The sequence below is a fragment of the Variovorax paradoxus genome (genome assembly GCF_029919115.1).
Lineage (GTDB): Bacteria > Pseudomonadota > Gammaproteobacteria > Burkholderiales > Burkholderiaceae_C > Variovorax > Variovorax paradoxus_O.
This window is the reverse complement of the sequence record NZ_CP123990.1, coordinates 2,060,062-2,074,310: the sequence shown is the minus strand read 5'-3', so window position 1 is coordinate 2,074,310 and position 14,249 is coordinate 2,060,062. Positions and strand designations below refer to the sequence as shown.

At 65.2% G+C, this 14,249-nt stretch carries 13 protein-coding genes; 5 read left to right on the top strand and 8 right to left on the bottom strand.

All coding sequences use genetic code 11. From position 1 onward, the window contains the following. Nucleotides 1-112: 112 nt before the first annotated feature. Nucleotides 113-508, top strand: a complete 396-nt coding sequence (locus QHG62_RS10170; protein ID WP_281150743.1) for a DoxX family protein — start codon at nt 113-115, stop codon at nt 506-508. Nucleotides 509-543: 35 nt separating this feature from the next. Here the strand turns inward: QHG62_RS10170 and def are convergent, their stop codons facing one another. From def to smc, 5 genes are all read right to left on the bottom strand, one after another. Next, entirely contained in the window at nt 544-1,083 is a 540-nt protein-coding gene (gene def, locus QHG62_RS10165) for a peptide deformylase (RefSeq protein WP_281150742.1), read from the bottom strand. A gap of 55 nt (nt 1,084-1,138) precedes the next feature. Beyond that, complete coding sequence (locus QHG62_RS10160; RefSeq protein ID WP_281150741.1) at nt 1,139-1,549, bottom strand: hypothetical protein; 411 nt, start codon at nt 1,547-1,549, stop codon at nt 1,139-1,141. 110 nt (nt 1,550-1,659) lie between these two features. Beyond that, nucleotides 1,660-3,744, bottom strand: a complete 2,085-nt coding sequence (gene ligA, locus QHG62_RS10155; RefSeq protein WP_281150740.1) for an NAD-dependent DNA ligase LigA — start codon at nt 3,742-3,744, stop codon at nt 1,660-1,662. Nucleotides 3,745-3,767: 23 nt separating this feature from the next. After that, a complete protein-coding gene (locus tag QHG62_RS10150; RefSeq protein WP_281150739.1) occupies nt 3,768-4,874 on the bottom strand; it encodes a cell division protein ZipA C-terminal FtsZ-binding domain-containing protein in 1,107 nt (368 codons plus the stop codon). Between the two features lie 14 nt (nt 4,875-4,888). Then, complete coding sequence (smc, locus tag QHG62_RS10145; RefSeq protein WP_281150738.1) at nt 4,889-8,404, bottom strand: chromosome segregation protein SMC; 3,516 nt, start codon at nt 8,402-8,404, stop codon at nt 4,889-4,891. Nucleotides 8,405-8,517: 113 nt separating this feature from the next. On the opposite strand from smc, the gene QHG62_RS10140 reads away from it, so the two are divergent. The 4 genes from QHG62_RS10140 (at nt 8,518) to QHG62_RS10125 (ending at nt 11,717) form a co-directional block, all read left to right on the top strand. After that, nucleotides 8,518-9,276, top strand: a complete 759-nt coding sequence (locus tag QHG62_RS10140; protein ID WP_281150737.1) for a hypothetical protein — start codon at nt 8,518-8,520, stop codon at nt 9,274-9,276. A 60-nt stretch (nt 9,277-9,336) separates the two neighbouring features. Beyond that, nucleotides 9,337-9,657: a helix-turn-helix domain-containing protein gene (locus QHG62_RS10135; protein WP_281150736.1), complete on the top strand. Its 321-nt coding sequence runs from the start codon at nt 9,337-9,339 to the stop codon at nt 9,655-9,657. Beyond that, nucleotides 9,654-10,949 carry a type II toxin-antitoxin system HipA family toxin gene (locus QHG62_RS10130; RefSeq protein WP_281150735.1) on the top strand — a complete coding sequence of 432 codons (1,296 nt, stop codon included), beginning with the start codon at nt 9,654-9,656 and terminating at the stop codon, nt 10,947-10,949. The genes QHG62_RS10135 and QHG62_RS10130 overlap by 4 nt, the downstream gene beginning before the upstream one ends. A 75-nt stretch (nt 10,950-11,024) precedes the next feature. Then, nucleotides 11,025-11,717 carry a mobilization protein gene (locus QHG62_RS10125; RefSeq protein WP_126746403.1) on the top strand — a complete coding sequence of 231 codons (693 nt, stop codon included), beginning with the start codon at nt 11,025-11,027 and terminating at the stop codon, nt 11,715-11,717. A 9-nt stretch (nt 11,718-11,726) separates the two neighbouring features. Here QHG62_RS10125 and QHG62_RS10120 read toward each other — a convergent pair whose 3' ends face one another. Genes QHG62_RS10120 through cysW form a run of 3 tightly spaced genes read right to left on the bottom strand, consistent with a single transcriptional unit; the run spans nt 11,727 to nt 14,248 of the window. Then, nucleotides 11,727-12,233 carry a disulfide bond formation protein B gene (locus tag QHG62_RS10120; protein WP_281150734.1) on the bottom strand — a complete coding sequence of 169 codons (507 nt, stop codon included), beginning with the start codon at nt 12,231-12,233 and terminating at the stop codon, nt 11,727-11,729. Continuing rightward, nucleotides 12,230-13,327, bottom strand: a complete 1,098-nt coding sequence (locus QHG62_RS10115) for a sulfate/molybdate ABC transporter ATP-binding protein (protein WP_126746404.1) — start codon at nt 13,325-13,327, stop codon at nt 12,230-12,232. The genes QHG62_RS10120 and QHG62_RS10115 overlap by 4 nt, the downstream gene beginning before the upstream one ends. Before the next feature lie 18 nt (nt 13,328-13,345). Continuing rightward, a complete protein-coding gene (cysW, locus tag QHG62_RS10110; RefSeq protein ID WP_281150733.1) occupies nt 13,346-14,248 on the bottom strand; it encodes a sulfate ABC transporter permease subunit CysW in 903 nt (300 codons plus the stop codon). Nucleotide 14,249 lies beyond the last annotated feature (1 nt).

Below are 14,249 nucleotides of genomic sequence, written 5' to 3'. Positions count from 1 at the left end.
GAACGGTCGGTTGGATGCATATGCCATATAGGCCGCCGGTCGCGGGCTTTTCTTGACCTTGGCACATTCACTAACATATGACCCTTCAATCACTCTCACCAGGAATCTGCTCATGACCAAATCCGATGACACCGGCAAGCTCGTTCTGCGCGTTGCACTCGGCATCCTCATCCTGCTGCACGGCATTGCGAAAGTCGGCAAGGGCGTCGACGGCATCGGCGGCATGCTGGCATCCCATGGGTTGCCGGCGGCCATGGCGTACCTGGTCTACGTCGGTGAGATCCTTGCTCCCGTGCTGCTGATCGTGGGCCTTTTCACCCGCCCGGCAGCGTTGATCGTGGCAATCAACATGGTGGCGGCGATCTGGCTCGTGCACCAGAAGGACCTGGGCGCCCTCAATGGCCAGGGCGGCTGGGCGCTGGAACTGCAGGGCATGTTCCTGTTCTCGGCACTTGCCATTGCACTCTTCGGCGGCGGCCGCTTCGGCCTGGGCGGCAGGTACAACTGAACGCATGCGGCCGGTGCTGAACCGGCCGCTTTTTCTCAGTCGTCGTCATTGGCGTCGAGCCCTGGAAACAGGACGTCGGTATAACCGAAGCGCGAAAAATCGCGCACCCGCATCGGATAGAGCTTGCCCAGCAGGTGATCCACCTCGTGCTGCACCACGCGTGCATGAAAGCCGCTCGCGGTCCGGTCGATCGGATCGCCATAAGGATCGAAGCCGGTATAGCGGATATTCGAAAAGCGCGGCACCACGCCGCGCAAACCTGGCACCGAAAGGCACCCTTCCCAGCCCTCTTCTTCCTCGTCGCCGATCGGCGTGATGACGGGATTCAGCAGCACGGTGCGTGGCACCGGGGGTGCGTCGGGGTAGCGGGGATTGACGACGTCGGTGCCGAATATCACCAGTTGCTGGTCGACGCCGATTTGCGGTGCGGCCAGCCCGGCGCCGTTCACCGCAAGCATCGTCTCGAACATGTCGCGCACCAGCAGGTGCAGCTCGTCGGTGTCGAAAGCGGCCACCGGCTGCGCAACGCGCAGCAACCGGGGGTCGCCCATTTTCAGGATTTCGCGTATGGCCATGGCGGGATTATCGCGACAGCCAAGCGCTGCGATGGTCTACCCGCCCGCGCCGCGATCAGGGAGGGGTCTGGGTCTTGGAGTCGGGCGAGGTGTAGAGCCGTGCACGGCCACGCGGCGTCTGGTCTGGCGCCACGCCTGGCTGCACACTGGGCCCCGGGCGCCCGCCACCCCAGCCCGGCCGCGCAGGTGCCACCGGATAGCTTGGACGCACCGCCGGGTAGCCTGGACGGCCGTAGTAGGGACGGTCGCCGTAATAAGGCCGCCCGCCATAGTAGGGACGGCGGCCTTCGTAGTAGGCGCCGCCCTCGATGTAGACAGGCGCCGGCTGAACGACCACCGGGTTGTCGTAATACGGCTGCGAGTAGCCCCCGTTGTAGTAGGGATCGCCGGGAACGGCAACGCAACCGCCAAGCAGCGCGAAGCCGCCAATGGCGACACAGGTACCGAGAACACGAATTTTCTGCATAAGGGACTCCTTGTCAGCCTTTTGTCTTCAACGCCAGCTTGTAGCCCCTGTTGACTGCTCGGGTGTGAAGCCGCGTAACCAGCGGTAAACAGGCCTCGCCTCCACAGCTTTCAGCCCGGCACGCCGTTGGCGAGTATCTCCAGCATACCCGCCTCATCGATCACGTCCACGCCGAGTTCACGGGCCTTGTCGAGCTTGCTCCCGGCCTCTTCGCCGGCAACCAGGTAGTTTGTCTTCTTGCTGACGGAGCCGGCCACCTTGGCACCGGCCGCTTCCAGTTTGTCCTTTGCTTCGTCCCTGCTGAGCGTAGGAAGGGTGCCGGTAATCACGAAGGTCAGTCCCGCCAGCGGCTTGGGCGCGCGGGCGGCGGGTTCGCCCTCTTCCCAGCTCAGGCCGCAGGCGCGCAACTGCTCGACCACTTCGCGGTTATGCGGCTGGTCGAAGAACGTGCGCAGGCTTTGCGCCACCACGGGACCCACGTCGTTGACTTCGAGCAGCTGTTCTTCGGTCGCGTCCATGATGGCGTCCAGCTTGCCGAAATGCTTGGCCAGGTCTTTCGCGGTGCTCTCGCCCACATGCCGGATACCCAGCCCGAACAGGAAGCGCGGCAACGTCGTTTTCTTCGAGGCTTCCAGCGCATCGACAAGGTTCTTGGCCGATTTCTCGGCCATGCGGTCCAGGCCCGCCAGGGTGGTGAAGCCCAGCCTGTACAGGTCAGGCAAGGTGCGGATGAGATTGGCATCGACCAATTGCTCGACCAGCTTGTCGCCGAGTCCATCGACATCGACCGCACGGCGCGCCGCAAAGTGCAGGATGGCTTCCTTGCGCTGGGCGGCGCAGAACAGGCCGCCCGTGCAGCGGTAGTCGACCTCGCCTTCTTCGCGCAGCGCTTCCGATCCGCACACGGGGCACTGGCGCGGCATGGTGAACAGCGGGCCGCGCTCGCCTTCCGGCTTGGCCAGGCTCTCGGGCACCACGCCGACCACTTCGGGAATCACGTCGCCCGCGCGGCGCACGATGACCTGGTCGCCCACCCGCACGTCCTTGCGGCGTGCCTCGTCCTCGTTGTGCAGCGTGGCGTTGGTCACGGTCACGCCGCCGACGAAGACCGGCGCGAGCTTGGCCACCGGCGTGAGTTTGCCGGTGCGCCCCACCTGCACCTCGATGCCGAGCACCTCGGTGATTTGTTCCTGCGCGGGATACTTGTGCGCCACGGCCCAGCGCGGCTCGCGCGAAACGAAGCCGAGCTGCCGTTGCAGTTCCAGGCTGTCGACCTTGTAGACCACACCGTCGATGTCGTAGGGCAAGGCATCGCGCTGGCGCCCGATGTTCTCGTGGAACGCAATGAGCTCGATGGCACCCTTGGCACGCGCAGTCTGCTTGGCCACGGGGAATCCCCAGGCGTGGAACTGCTGCAGCCAATCGAATTGGGTCGGAAAATCCGGGCCGCCTTCGCTGGCCGGCGTGACCTCGCCGAGGCCATAGGCAAAAAAACTCAGCGGGCGCGCCGCAGCAATGGCCGGGTCGAGCTGGCGCACTGCGCCGGCCGCTGCATTGCGAGGGTTGACGAACACCTTTTCGTTCTTCTGCCCGGCTGCAATCTTCTCCCGCTGGCGCTCATTGAGCGCATCGAAGTCGGCGCGCTTCATGTAGACCTCGCCGCGCACCTCGACCACGGGCGGCGCGTTGCCGTTGAGCCGCAGCGGAATATCGCGCACCGTGCGAATGTTCTGGGTTACCTCTTCGCCGACCTCGCCGTCGCCGCGCGTTGCGGCCTGCACCAGAACGCCGTTCTCGTAGCGCAGGTTCATGGCCAGGCCATCGAACTTGAGCTCGCACACGTATTCGACCTGAGGCCCGTCTTCAGCCAGGCCCAGCTCCTTGCGCACGCGCGCATCGAAGGCGCTCGCACCGCCCGGAGAGATGTCTGTTTCGGTGCGAATCGAAAGCATCGGCACCTTGTGGCGCACCTTCACAAAGCCTTCGAGCACCTTGCCGCCGACGCGCTGCGTGGGGGAATCGGGCGTTCTCAGATCAGGGAACTCAGCTTCGATGGCCTGAAGCCGCTGGAAGAGCTTGTCGTATTCCGCGTCGGGCAGCTCAGGCGCGTCGAGCACGTAATAAAGGTGGGCGTGCTTGTGGAGCAGTTCGCTCAGTGCGGCGGCTTCGCGTGCCGCTTCGTCGCGCGTTGTCATGAATGTCTCCCGAAGAGGTCGGATCAGCTGAAGAGGCGCCGAGCCAAAGGCGAACCGGCGGCCAGGTCGCGCGATTCGAGCGTGTCGTAGAGCTGCTCGAGGTCGGCGCCGATCACGTCCATGGTTTCATCGCGCAGCAACTGTCCGTCGCTGTCGGTCACCACGCCGTCCATCTCGCGCGCGAGCGTGGCAGCGGCTTCGCGCATGCGGCGAAACGGCTGCTCGGCGCGGTCGACCTGCGGTACGTCCAGGCTCAGGCTGAGCTCGCGGATGGCCGACTGCGCCGGGTCATCGGCCAGCGCGGCCTGAGTGTCGAACGAAAGCCCGAGGATCGGCGGCAGCCCGACTTCGCTGGTCGGCAGCACCATGCGGCCGGGAATGATGCCCGCCACAAAACCCAAACGGGCTGCGTTCTGCTGCACATAGCCGGGGCTCCAGGCCGCGTGCAGCGCGCGCAGCACAAAGCCCAGTTGTGCGTCGTGCGCGCTGGCAAACTGATCGAGCTCGCGTGCGCGCGCCACTTCGTCGAGCATTTCGGGAAATTCGAGCGCGCCATTGACCGCGTCGGCAAAGGCCTGCGCCTTCACCACGAATTCGGAATATTCGATTTCGTTGAGCGCACCCGTGCGGTTTGCCAGTTGCACGCCGACCTGGAACGCGCTGTAGCGCTGGCCCGCCACGGGCGGCTCCCATTGGCCGGTGTGCTCGTTCAGTCCTTCGATGGCAACCGGCTTGCTGCCCGCACGGCGGGTGGGTGGCATGGCCGCGATGGCCGCATCGCCCGACGCAAGTCCGTCCAGCGACACAGGCGCGATCACGTCGATGAGCGGATCGAGTCCGCCGCGCCGCTCGGCGGCAGGCAGCGGGTTGGCACCGGGCGCAGGCAGATCGGGATCGAACAAGGGCTCGTGCCGCTCCTGTCCTGGCGGCATCTGGTGCGGATCGGTGTGCAGCGTCGGCTCCACCCCGTCGGCCGCGGGCTGCGGCGAGCGGTCCGCGTCAGAAAACTCGTCTCTGGCCGCATCGGGCTGGCGGGGCGCATTGCGGCGCGAGGTGACGGTGTTGTAGGCCACGACGGCCGCGAGAACGAGGCCGCCGAGGATGGCCAGGGCGAGAGTGAGATTGCTCATGTGCGCTGCTCGGCTTAAGCAGCTTCGACCATCGAGACCGCCGATTCCATATCGACCGCAACGATGCGCGACACGCCCTGTTCCTGCATGGTGACACCGATCAGCTGCTCGGCCATTTCCATGGCGATCTTGTTGTGGCTGATGAAGAGGAACTGGGTTTCGCGGCTCATGGCGGTCACGAGTTTGGCATAGCGTTCGGTGTTCGCGTCGTCCAGCGGAGCGTCCACCTCGTCGAGCAGACAGAAAGGCGCGGGGTTGAGCTGGAAGATGGCAAACACGAGCGCAATGGCCGTGAGCGCCTTTTCGCCGCCCGAGAGCAAGTGGATGGTCTGGTTCTTCTTGCCGGGAGGCTGCGCCATCACCTGCACGCCCGAATCCAGGATTTCGTCGCCCGTCATCATCAGCCTTGCGTTTCCGCCGCCGAAGAGCTCGGGGAACATGCGGCTGAAGTGTTCGTTGACGATCTTGAAGGTGCCGCCAAGAAGCTCGCGCGTTTCGCCGTCGATCTTGCGGATGGCGTCTTCGAGGGTGCCAATGGCTTCGTTCAGGTCGGCCGACTGCGCATCGAGGAAGGTCTTGCGCTCGCTGGCAATCGCAAGTTCGTCCAGCGCGGCCAGATTGACCGCGCCCAACGCGACCACTTCGCGGTTCAGGCGGTCGATTTCGCTTTGCAGGCCGGTGAGGCGCACCTTGTCGGTTTCGATCGACTGGGCAACGGCTTCGAGGTCGGCACCCGCGTCGTCGAGGAGTTGCTGGTACTGCTCGACGCCCAGGCGCGCGGCCTGTTCCTTGAGCTGGAATTCGGTAATGCGCTGACGCAACGGATCGAGTTCCCGCTCCAGCTGCAGCCGGCGTTCGTCGCTGGCACGCAGCTTCAGCGTGAGGTCGTCGTACTGGCTGCGTGCTGCGCCCAGAGCGGCTTCGCGCTCGAGCTTGAGCGCCAGCGCGTCCTGCAGACCGGCTTGGGCTGCCGCATCGGACAAGCGGCCAAGTTCGGTCCTGGCGCGCTCGTCTTCGTCGGTAAGGGCAACCACTTGCTGCGATGCGGTTTCGATGGCCCGGCTCAGCTCGCCGCGGCGGGCTTCGAGCGTGCGCTGCGAGAAAGTCGCTTCTTGCGCCTGCCGCTCCAGGCTGCGGTGCTGCTCACGGCTCGCGGCGAGTGCACGGCCGGCCTCGATCACGCGCTCGTCGAGTTGCGCATGGCGCTCCTGGCTATCGGCCAGCTGCATGTCGAGCTCTTCGAAGCGGCCTTCGGCGGCCATGCGCTTTTCCTGCAGCTCCTCGAGCTGCGCATCGACCTCTGCGAGGTCGGCTGCGAGTTGCTCGCTGCGCGCTCGCGTCTGCTCGGCAAGCTGCGTCATGCGCAGCGTTTCGACCTGCAGTTCGTGTGCACGCGATTGCGTCTCGGCCGCTTCACGGCGCGCCGTGACAAGGCGCTGTGCGGCATCGGCGTAGGCGGCTTCGGCGCGGACCAGCGCGGTGCGTGCTTCTTCGCTGATGAGCGTTTGCGCACGCAGCTGGCGCTCGAGGTTTTCCATTTCCTGCTGGCGCGCCAGCAGGCCGGCCTGCTCGGAATCGGGGGCGTAGAAGTTCACGCTGTGCGAGAACACGGCATGGCCGGTCTGCACGTAAATGACTTCGCCTGGCTGCAGCGTGCCGCGTTGCGCAAGGGCTTCTTCGAAACTCTGGGCCGTGTAGCAGCCGTGGAGCCAATCGGTCAGCAGGGCTTGCAGGCCTGCATCGTTCAGGCGCAGCAGGCTCGACAGGCGCGGTAGCGCGGCCGTGGCTTGCGGCATGCCGGCATCGGGCGGGCTGTAGAACGCCAGCTTGGCGGGCGGCGCATCGTTGCCGAACGCGCGCACCATGTCGAGCCGGCTGACTTCGAGCGCACCCAGGCGCTCGCGCAGCGCCGCTTCAAGCGCGTTTTCCCAACCCTGCTCTATGTGAATGCGGCTCCACAGGCCTTGCATGCCTTCGAGCCCGTGCTTGGCGAGCCAAGGCGCAAGCTTGCCGTCGGTCTTGACCTTTTCTTGCAGCGCGCGCAGCGCTTCGAGCCTTGCCGAGAGCTCGGCATGCCGAGCGCTCTCGGTATTGACGGCCTGCTGCTTCACCCGGCGGTCGTCGTCGAGCTGCGGCACGGATTCTTGCAGTTCATGCAAGCGGGCTTCGGATTCGCTTGCGGCTTCTTGAGCGGCGGCGTGCTCTTCCTGCATGGACTGCAGGCGGGCTTCGTCGGGCGCAGCCAGCGCGTTCTGGTCGGCGCGCAGGCGTTCGCCGCGCTGCGTGAGCTGCCTGCTCTGGTCCTCGATGTTGCGCTGGTCGGCGGCCAGCACCTGGATCTGCTGCTGGATCTGCACCACGGCGGCCCGCTGCGCATTGGCCTCATCCTGGGCGCGTTGCTGCGCCTCTTCCAATTCGGGCATGCGGGCGTCGTGCTCTTCGAGCTGCGCGGCCAGCATGACGGCTTGCTCTTCGGCATCCACGCCCTGGCCGGCCAGGGTTTCGATCTCGGCCTCGGCCTCTTCGCGGCGGCGGCCCCATTGACCCATTTGCTCGCGCAGCTGAACGAGCCGCTGCTCCACGCGCTGGCGGCCTTCGACCACGAAGCGGATCTCGCCCTCGAGGCGGCCCACTTCCGCGCTGGCTTCGTAGAGCTTGCCCTGGGCCTGGTTGACCTGGTCACCGGCCGCGTAGTGCGCCTGGCGCACGGTTTCGAGCTCGGATTCGATGCGGCGCAGGTCGGCCGTGCGCGACTCCAGGTCGTTGATCGCCTTTTCGGAGTCGGCCTTGATCTTGGCCTGGTCGGCGTCGCTTTCGCTGCGCTTGAGGAACCACAGCTGGTGCTGCTTCTTGGTGGCTTCGCCCTGCAGCGTGTTGTAGCGCGCGGCCACCTCGGCCTGCTTCTCCAGCTTTTCAAGGTTCGCGTTCAGTTCGCGAAGAATGTCTTCGACGCGCGTGAGGTTCTCGCGCGTGTCGCCCAGGCGGTTCTCGGTTTCGCGCCGGCGTTCCTTGTACTTGGAAACACCTGCCGCTTCTTCCAGGAACAGGCGCAGTTCCTCGGGCTTGGATTCGATGATCCGGCTGATCGTGCCCTGCCCGATGATGGCGTAGGCGCGCGGGCCGAGGCCGGTGCCCAGGAACACGTCCTGCACGTCGCGCCGGCGCACCGGCTGGTTGTTGATGTAGTAGCTGCTGGTGCCGTCGCGCGTGAGCACGCGCCGCACGGCAATTTCGCCGAACTGGTTCCATTGGCCGCCGGCGCGGTGGTCGGCGTTGTCGAACACCAGTTCCACGCTCGAGCGGCTGGCCTGCTTGCGCGTGGTCGTGCCGTTGAAGATCACGTCCTGCATCGACTCGCCGCGCAGCTCCGACGCGCGCGACTCGCCCAGCACCCAGCGCACCGCATCCATGATGTTCGACTTGCCGCAACCGTTGGGTCCGACAACGCCGACCAGTTGGCCTGGCAGCAGGAAGTTGGTCGGTTCGGCGAACGACTTGAAGCCTGAAAGCTTGATGGAATTGAGACGCACGACTTGTCGGCCTGCCTTGGCATAGCGCCAAGGTATTGATTTGTAAGGAAAATTGCACGGGCCTGCCGCTTGAAGCAGGCCGCCGCCCCAGCTGTGGATGATAACGTCAGGGCATGAGCGATTCTCTGGTTTCACCCTTCACCGCGCGCCGCGGTTACCTGCTTGCCGGCGCGGCTGCGCTGCTGGGCGTTGGCGGTTGCGCGGCCACCCGTTCCACCGAGCGCGCCGAACCTTATGCCAACCAGGAATGGTTGCAATCCAGCGCCAACCGCATTGCCAACCTTTCCCTTCGGGACAACCTGCAATCGATCCGGCGCGTGCAAACCACGCTGTACCGGCGCAATCCGCGCGAATGGCGCAAGTCGGCGGCAAGCGTCGAAGCGGCTGCCCAACGCGCCTGGGACGCGGTGTTGGCGGGCCCCGCCCTGCCCGAGCTGCGCGGCGCCACCGGCATCGACGCCATCCGCCTGGCGTTCGACACCAGCCCCCAGGGTTACCAGAGCGACCGCGTTGCGGCGTTGGTCGTCGGCTGGGCTTCGATGCTCAAGCAGGCCAACGGCGACACCTGGGACCAGACCATGCTGGACGGCGTCAATGCCGAAAACAGCTACCGCGCCGCGCGCAACTTCGAAATATCGCTGTGGCTTATCTCCTCCAAGACTGGCCCGGACGGCCAGCCTTTGCTGCTGGCCACCGAAATCAGCGAGCGAGGCCGCAACCTTGTGGCCGACCGTGAGCTGTCGAAGGTGGTGGCCCGGCTCGACCTGCTGGCCGCGCAGGCCGACGAAAAATACCGCCGCGCCGCGCTCGACTTCGGGCAGAACTGGATCATGGGTGTCGTCATGCCCTTCTTCACCCTGATTCCCAGATAAGGCAATAGACACATCCAGGAAATATATTTCCCAAATAGCGGTTTGCGGTAATATGTTTCCGTGATCAAACAGGAACTCATTGCTGCTCTCACCTCCCGCCGCGATGCCGCGGGTCTCTCCAACGCAGAAATCGCGGAACGCTCCGGCCTGACCGAGCGCTCGGTGCGAAACGCGTTGAGCCTCAAGGGCAATCCCCAGCTGTCGTCGCTGCTGGCATTGGTCGACGCCATCGGCCTGGAACTGCAGCTTGCACCCAAGGGCTTCGGCGAGAGCACGGCCACCGATGACGGCTACCGCCCGGTCGCCACCCGCGTGGGCCATGCCATTGCGCAGGCCCCCTCTCCGCCGCCGTACGCCAACAAGCGGCGCCGTTCGTCATGAACGTCAAGATCCTCGAAATCTCGCTGGGCTCGCGGCGCTTCGGCAAGCTCTTTCAATACGCCGACCTGTGCCGCTTTGTAGCGGAGCCCGAACTGGTGGCCGCTCCGCCGGCCGAGGTGCTGTCGCTTTCGATGGTGGCGAGCGACCCGGCCACGCAGTCGGCCCTGTGGAGCGACGTGAAGAACCCACTCTTCAATGCACAGGGCGGCCAGCTTCCTCGGTTTTTCCAGAACCTCTTGCCCGAAGGCGTTCTGCGAAGCCATATCGCGCAGTTGCGCGGCTGCCGCGAGAACGACCATTTCGAACTCCTCGCAGCTTGCGGCGGCGACCTTCCCGGCGCAGTGAGCGCCCGGCCGGTTTCGGTCGACCGGGGCACGCTGCAACGGCTCATCACGCAAGACCAGGACGCGCTCGAAATGTCCGTGGTCGAGCTGCCTATGCCGCAAGGCATTTCGGTGTCGGGCGTGCAACCCAAGCTCGGCCTGCGCCGACAAGGCGGGCGCTACGTGGCCCGCACGCGCGCCGGGGCCAGCACGCGCGTGATCGCCAAGCTGCCCATGGCCGGCCGGCCGCACATGCCGCAGCTCGAAATGCTCTCGCTTCAGTTGGCAGGCGCGGCCGGCGTCGAGGTGTGCCATGCCGAACTGGCACCGCTCTCCGCCATTGCGGCCGAGCACAGTTATGCGCTGCCCGACGAGCCGGATTTTCTTGCCGTCACGCGCTTCGACCGCGAAGGCGCACGCCGCATTCATTTCGAAGATTTTGCGCAAGTACTTGCCGTCGACCCGATGCACAAGTACAGCGGCAGCTACCTCGACATGGCGCTCGCCATGCGCGCCTTTCCTTCGATGGGCGAAGAAGCCGTGCTCGAACTTGTGCGGCGCTTGGCGGTGAACGACCTGCTCGGCAACCCCGACGCGCACCTGAAGAACTTCGGCGTGATCTATCCCGACGGCGTTGCACCGCGGCTGGCTCCGGCCTACGACATCGTGGCCTATGCCGCACTCCAGGGCGTCGACGGCCATGCCTTGCCGCTTCTGCCTGCGGGGGGAGGCGCCACGCCCAAGCGCACGGCCCTGTTCACGCCCGCCAATGTGCGCGCCTTCTGCTTCTCAACCGGCTTGCACGAACCGTTGGTCCGACGCGTCATTGCAGACACGGCAAGGCTCGCGCGCAGCCAGTGGCCCGCGATGATCGACGCATCGACGCTGCCTGCACCATGGAAAAAGCGGCTGCAGCAGCGCTTGCAGGCACATCCCTTGCTGCAAGGCATGGCCAAGCGCGGCAAATGAGAAAAAGAAAAGAAAACGCGCCCCTAGAATGATTCGGCCCTTCACTCCTCAACCCATGCGAGGCAGCAGCAACTCATGAGCTCCATCAATTTCATCGGCGGCGAAAAAGGCGGTGTCGGCAAGTCGGTTACCGCGCGCGTGCTGGCGCAGTACTTCATCGACCACAGCCGGCCTTTCACGGGCTTCGACACCGACCGCTCGCACAGCTCGTTCACCCGCTTCTACGAAGGCTTTGCATCGCCCATCGTGGTCGACAGCTTCGAGGGGCTCGACACCGTGGTGAACGGTTTCGAAACCAATCCGCAGCAAAGCGTCATCGTCGACCTGGCCGCCCAGACGCTCGCGCCGCTGTCGCGCTGGATCAAGGAGTCGGATCTGTTCGACGTGTTCGTCGAACTGGGCGTGGCCGTCAACTTCTGGCATGTGCTGGACGACGGCAAGGACTCCACCGACCTGCTCGGCACGCTGATCGACACCTTCGGCAACCGGCCCAACTACATCGTGGTGCAGAACTACGGCCGCGGCAGCGACTTTGGCATGCTGCTCGCGTCGCAGTCGCTCTCCAAGGCCACCGCGAACGGCGCCCGCGTGATCACCCTGCCGCGCCTGCACGAGGCGAGCATGCGCAAGATCGATGCGCAGAACACCAGCTTCTGGAAGGCCGTGAACGACCGGGAAGGCCCTCACGCGCTGGGCTTGCTGGAGCGCCAGCGCGTGAAGTCCTGGCTGGCCACCGCCTACGCGGCTTTCGACACCCTGCCGCTGTAACTGCCGGGCTCAGCGCGCCGCCGGGCGCCTGCGGAAGATCAGCACCAGCAGCAAAACCGCAAGAACGAAGAAGGCGACGAACGACCAGTTCGCCAGCGTCAGGCCGAAGAGCGACCAGTCGACCTTCGAGCAATCGCCGCCACCACGAAAGATCATCGGCAGCGCCCGCTTGAGCGGAAAGGTCTCGATCATTCCGTACAGGTCGCGGCCGCACGAGACGACCTCGGGCGGATACCACTGCAGCCAGCTCTGCGCGGCGGCCGTATAGGCGCCGCCAACAGCCGACACCAACGCCAGGACGCCGCCGGTTACCTGCAGGCCGCGGCTGCGGAACACGGCGGCCAGCCCGGTGAAGAGCGCCACCAACACCAGCGCATACCGCTGCACGATGCACATCGGGCAAGGCTCCAGGCCCACCACGTGCTGCAGGTAGAGCCCGAAGGCCAGCATGAGAACGCAGGCCAGGCAAATCAGCCCATACGCACGGCGCGGCGCGCCAAAATACCAATCGATCAAGGGGAAACCCAATCTTCTTCTACGAACACCCGGGCCTTGCGCGGCGTGGCAACCACTGTGTCGCCCTCGTTCAAGCCCAGTTCACGGAACTGTTGCGCAGGGATTTGCGCCTCGATGATGGTTCCGGAGCCCGGATTATCTGGATTCGTTTCGGTGGGCTCAAGTTCCAGCCGCGCGATCGGGCCGACCACGATGGCGCGCGACAAGGTGGCCACGATGCCGGTGGCACCGGCGGTGTAGCGCTCCACGGTGAGGTCATGCGGGCGCACATAGGCCATGGCCTTGGCATCGCGCGCACCGCTGTGCTCGGGCGAGTCCAGGCGCATGCCGTCCAGCTGCACCGCGCCGTTGTCGGCCCGGCCATGGAACAGGTTCACGTCGCCCAGAAAGCCGTAGACGAAGGGACTCGCGGGCTGGTCCCACACCTCTTGCGGCGAACCGACCTGCTCGATGCGGCCCTTGTTGATGACCACCACGCGGTCAGCCACTTCGAGCGCTTCTTCCTGGTCGTGCGTGACAAAGATCGAGGTGACATGCAACTCGTCGTGCAGCCGGCGCAGCCAGCGGCGCAGTTCCTTGCGCACCTTGGCGTCGAGCGCGCCGAAGGGTTCGTCGAGCAGCAGCACCTTGGGTTCGACCGCCAATGCGCGCGCCAATGCAATGCGCTGCCGCTGGCCGCCCGAGAGCTGCGAGGGATAGCGGTCGGCCAGCCAGTCGAGCTGAACCAGCTTGAGCAGATCGGTCACCTTCTGCTTGATCTGCGCGTCGCTCGGGCGCTCCTTGCGCGGCTTCACACGCAGGCCGAAAGCCACGTTCTCGAACACCGTCATGTGGCGGAACAGCGCGTAGTGCTGAAACACGAAGCCCACCTGCCGCTCGCGCACATGCACGTCAGTGGTGTCTTCGCCCGAAAAGAGAATGCTGCCGGTGTCGGCCGTTTCCAGCCCCGCGATGATGCGCAGCAGCGTGGTCTTGCCGCAGCCCGATGGGCCGAGCAGCGCGACAAGCTCGCCTGATTCGACGTCGAGGTTGACGTTGTTCAATGCGCGGAAGTCGCCGAACTGCTTGCTGATGTTGCGGATTTCGATGCTCATGATCTTGTTCTTTCTCTCTCAGGCCGCCGTGGGCTCGGGCGGACGTTCCGGCGGCAGCTCGGCAATGGCCTTCATTTCACGTTCGTGGCGCCATTCGATGACCGACTTGATCACCAGCGTGACCAGCGCAAGGATGGCCAGCAGCGAGGCCACCGCAAACGCCGCCACCGACTGGTACTCGTTGTAGAGCACTTCCACATGCAGCGGCATCGTGTTGGTCTGTCCGCGGATGTGGCCCGACACGACCGACACCGCGCCAAACTCGCCCATGGCGCGCGCGCTGCAAAGAATCACCCCGTACAGCAGGCCCCACTTGATGTTGGGCAAGGTCACACGCCAGAAGGTCTGCCAGCCGGTCGCGCCCAGCACGATGGCCGCCTGCTCTTCGTCGGTGCCTTGCGCCTGCATCAGCGGCACGAGCTCGCGCGCAATGAACGGAAAGGTCACGAACACTGTCGCCAGAACGATGCCGGGCACAGCAAAGATGATCTTGATGTCGTGCTCCGCAAGCCATGGGCCCAGCCAGCCCTGCGCCCCGAACACCAGCACGTAGATCAGGCCTGCCACCACCGGCGAAACGGCAAACGGCAGGTCGACCAGGGTGGTCAGAAAAGCCTTGCCGCGGAATTCGAACTTGGCAATGGCCCACGCTGCGGCAACGCCGAACACCAGGTTCAGCGGCACCGAAATGGCGGCCGTGATCAGCGTGAGGCGAATCGCACTCCACGCGTCGGGTTCCTTCAGCGCTTCGAGGTAGGCGCCAAGGCCCTTGCGCAGCGCCTCGGTTGCCACAGCCGCCAGCGGCAGCACCAGAAACAGGAACATGAACGCAAGCGCAATGCCGATCAGCAGCCAGCGCACCCAGGGCGATTCGGTGGTACCGGCCTGCGCGCGGCGAATGACTTTGGAAGGGGCGCTCATG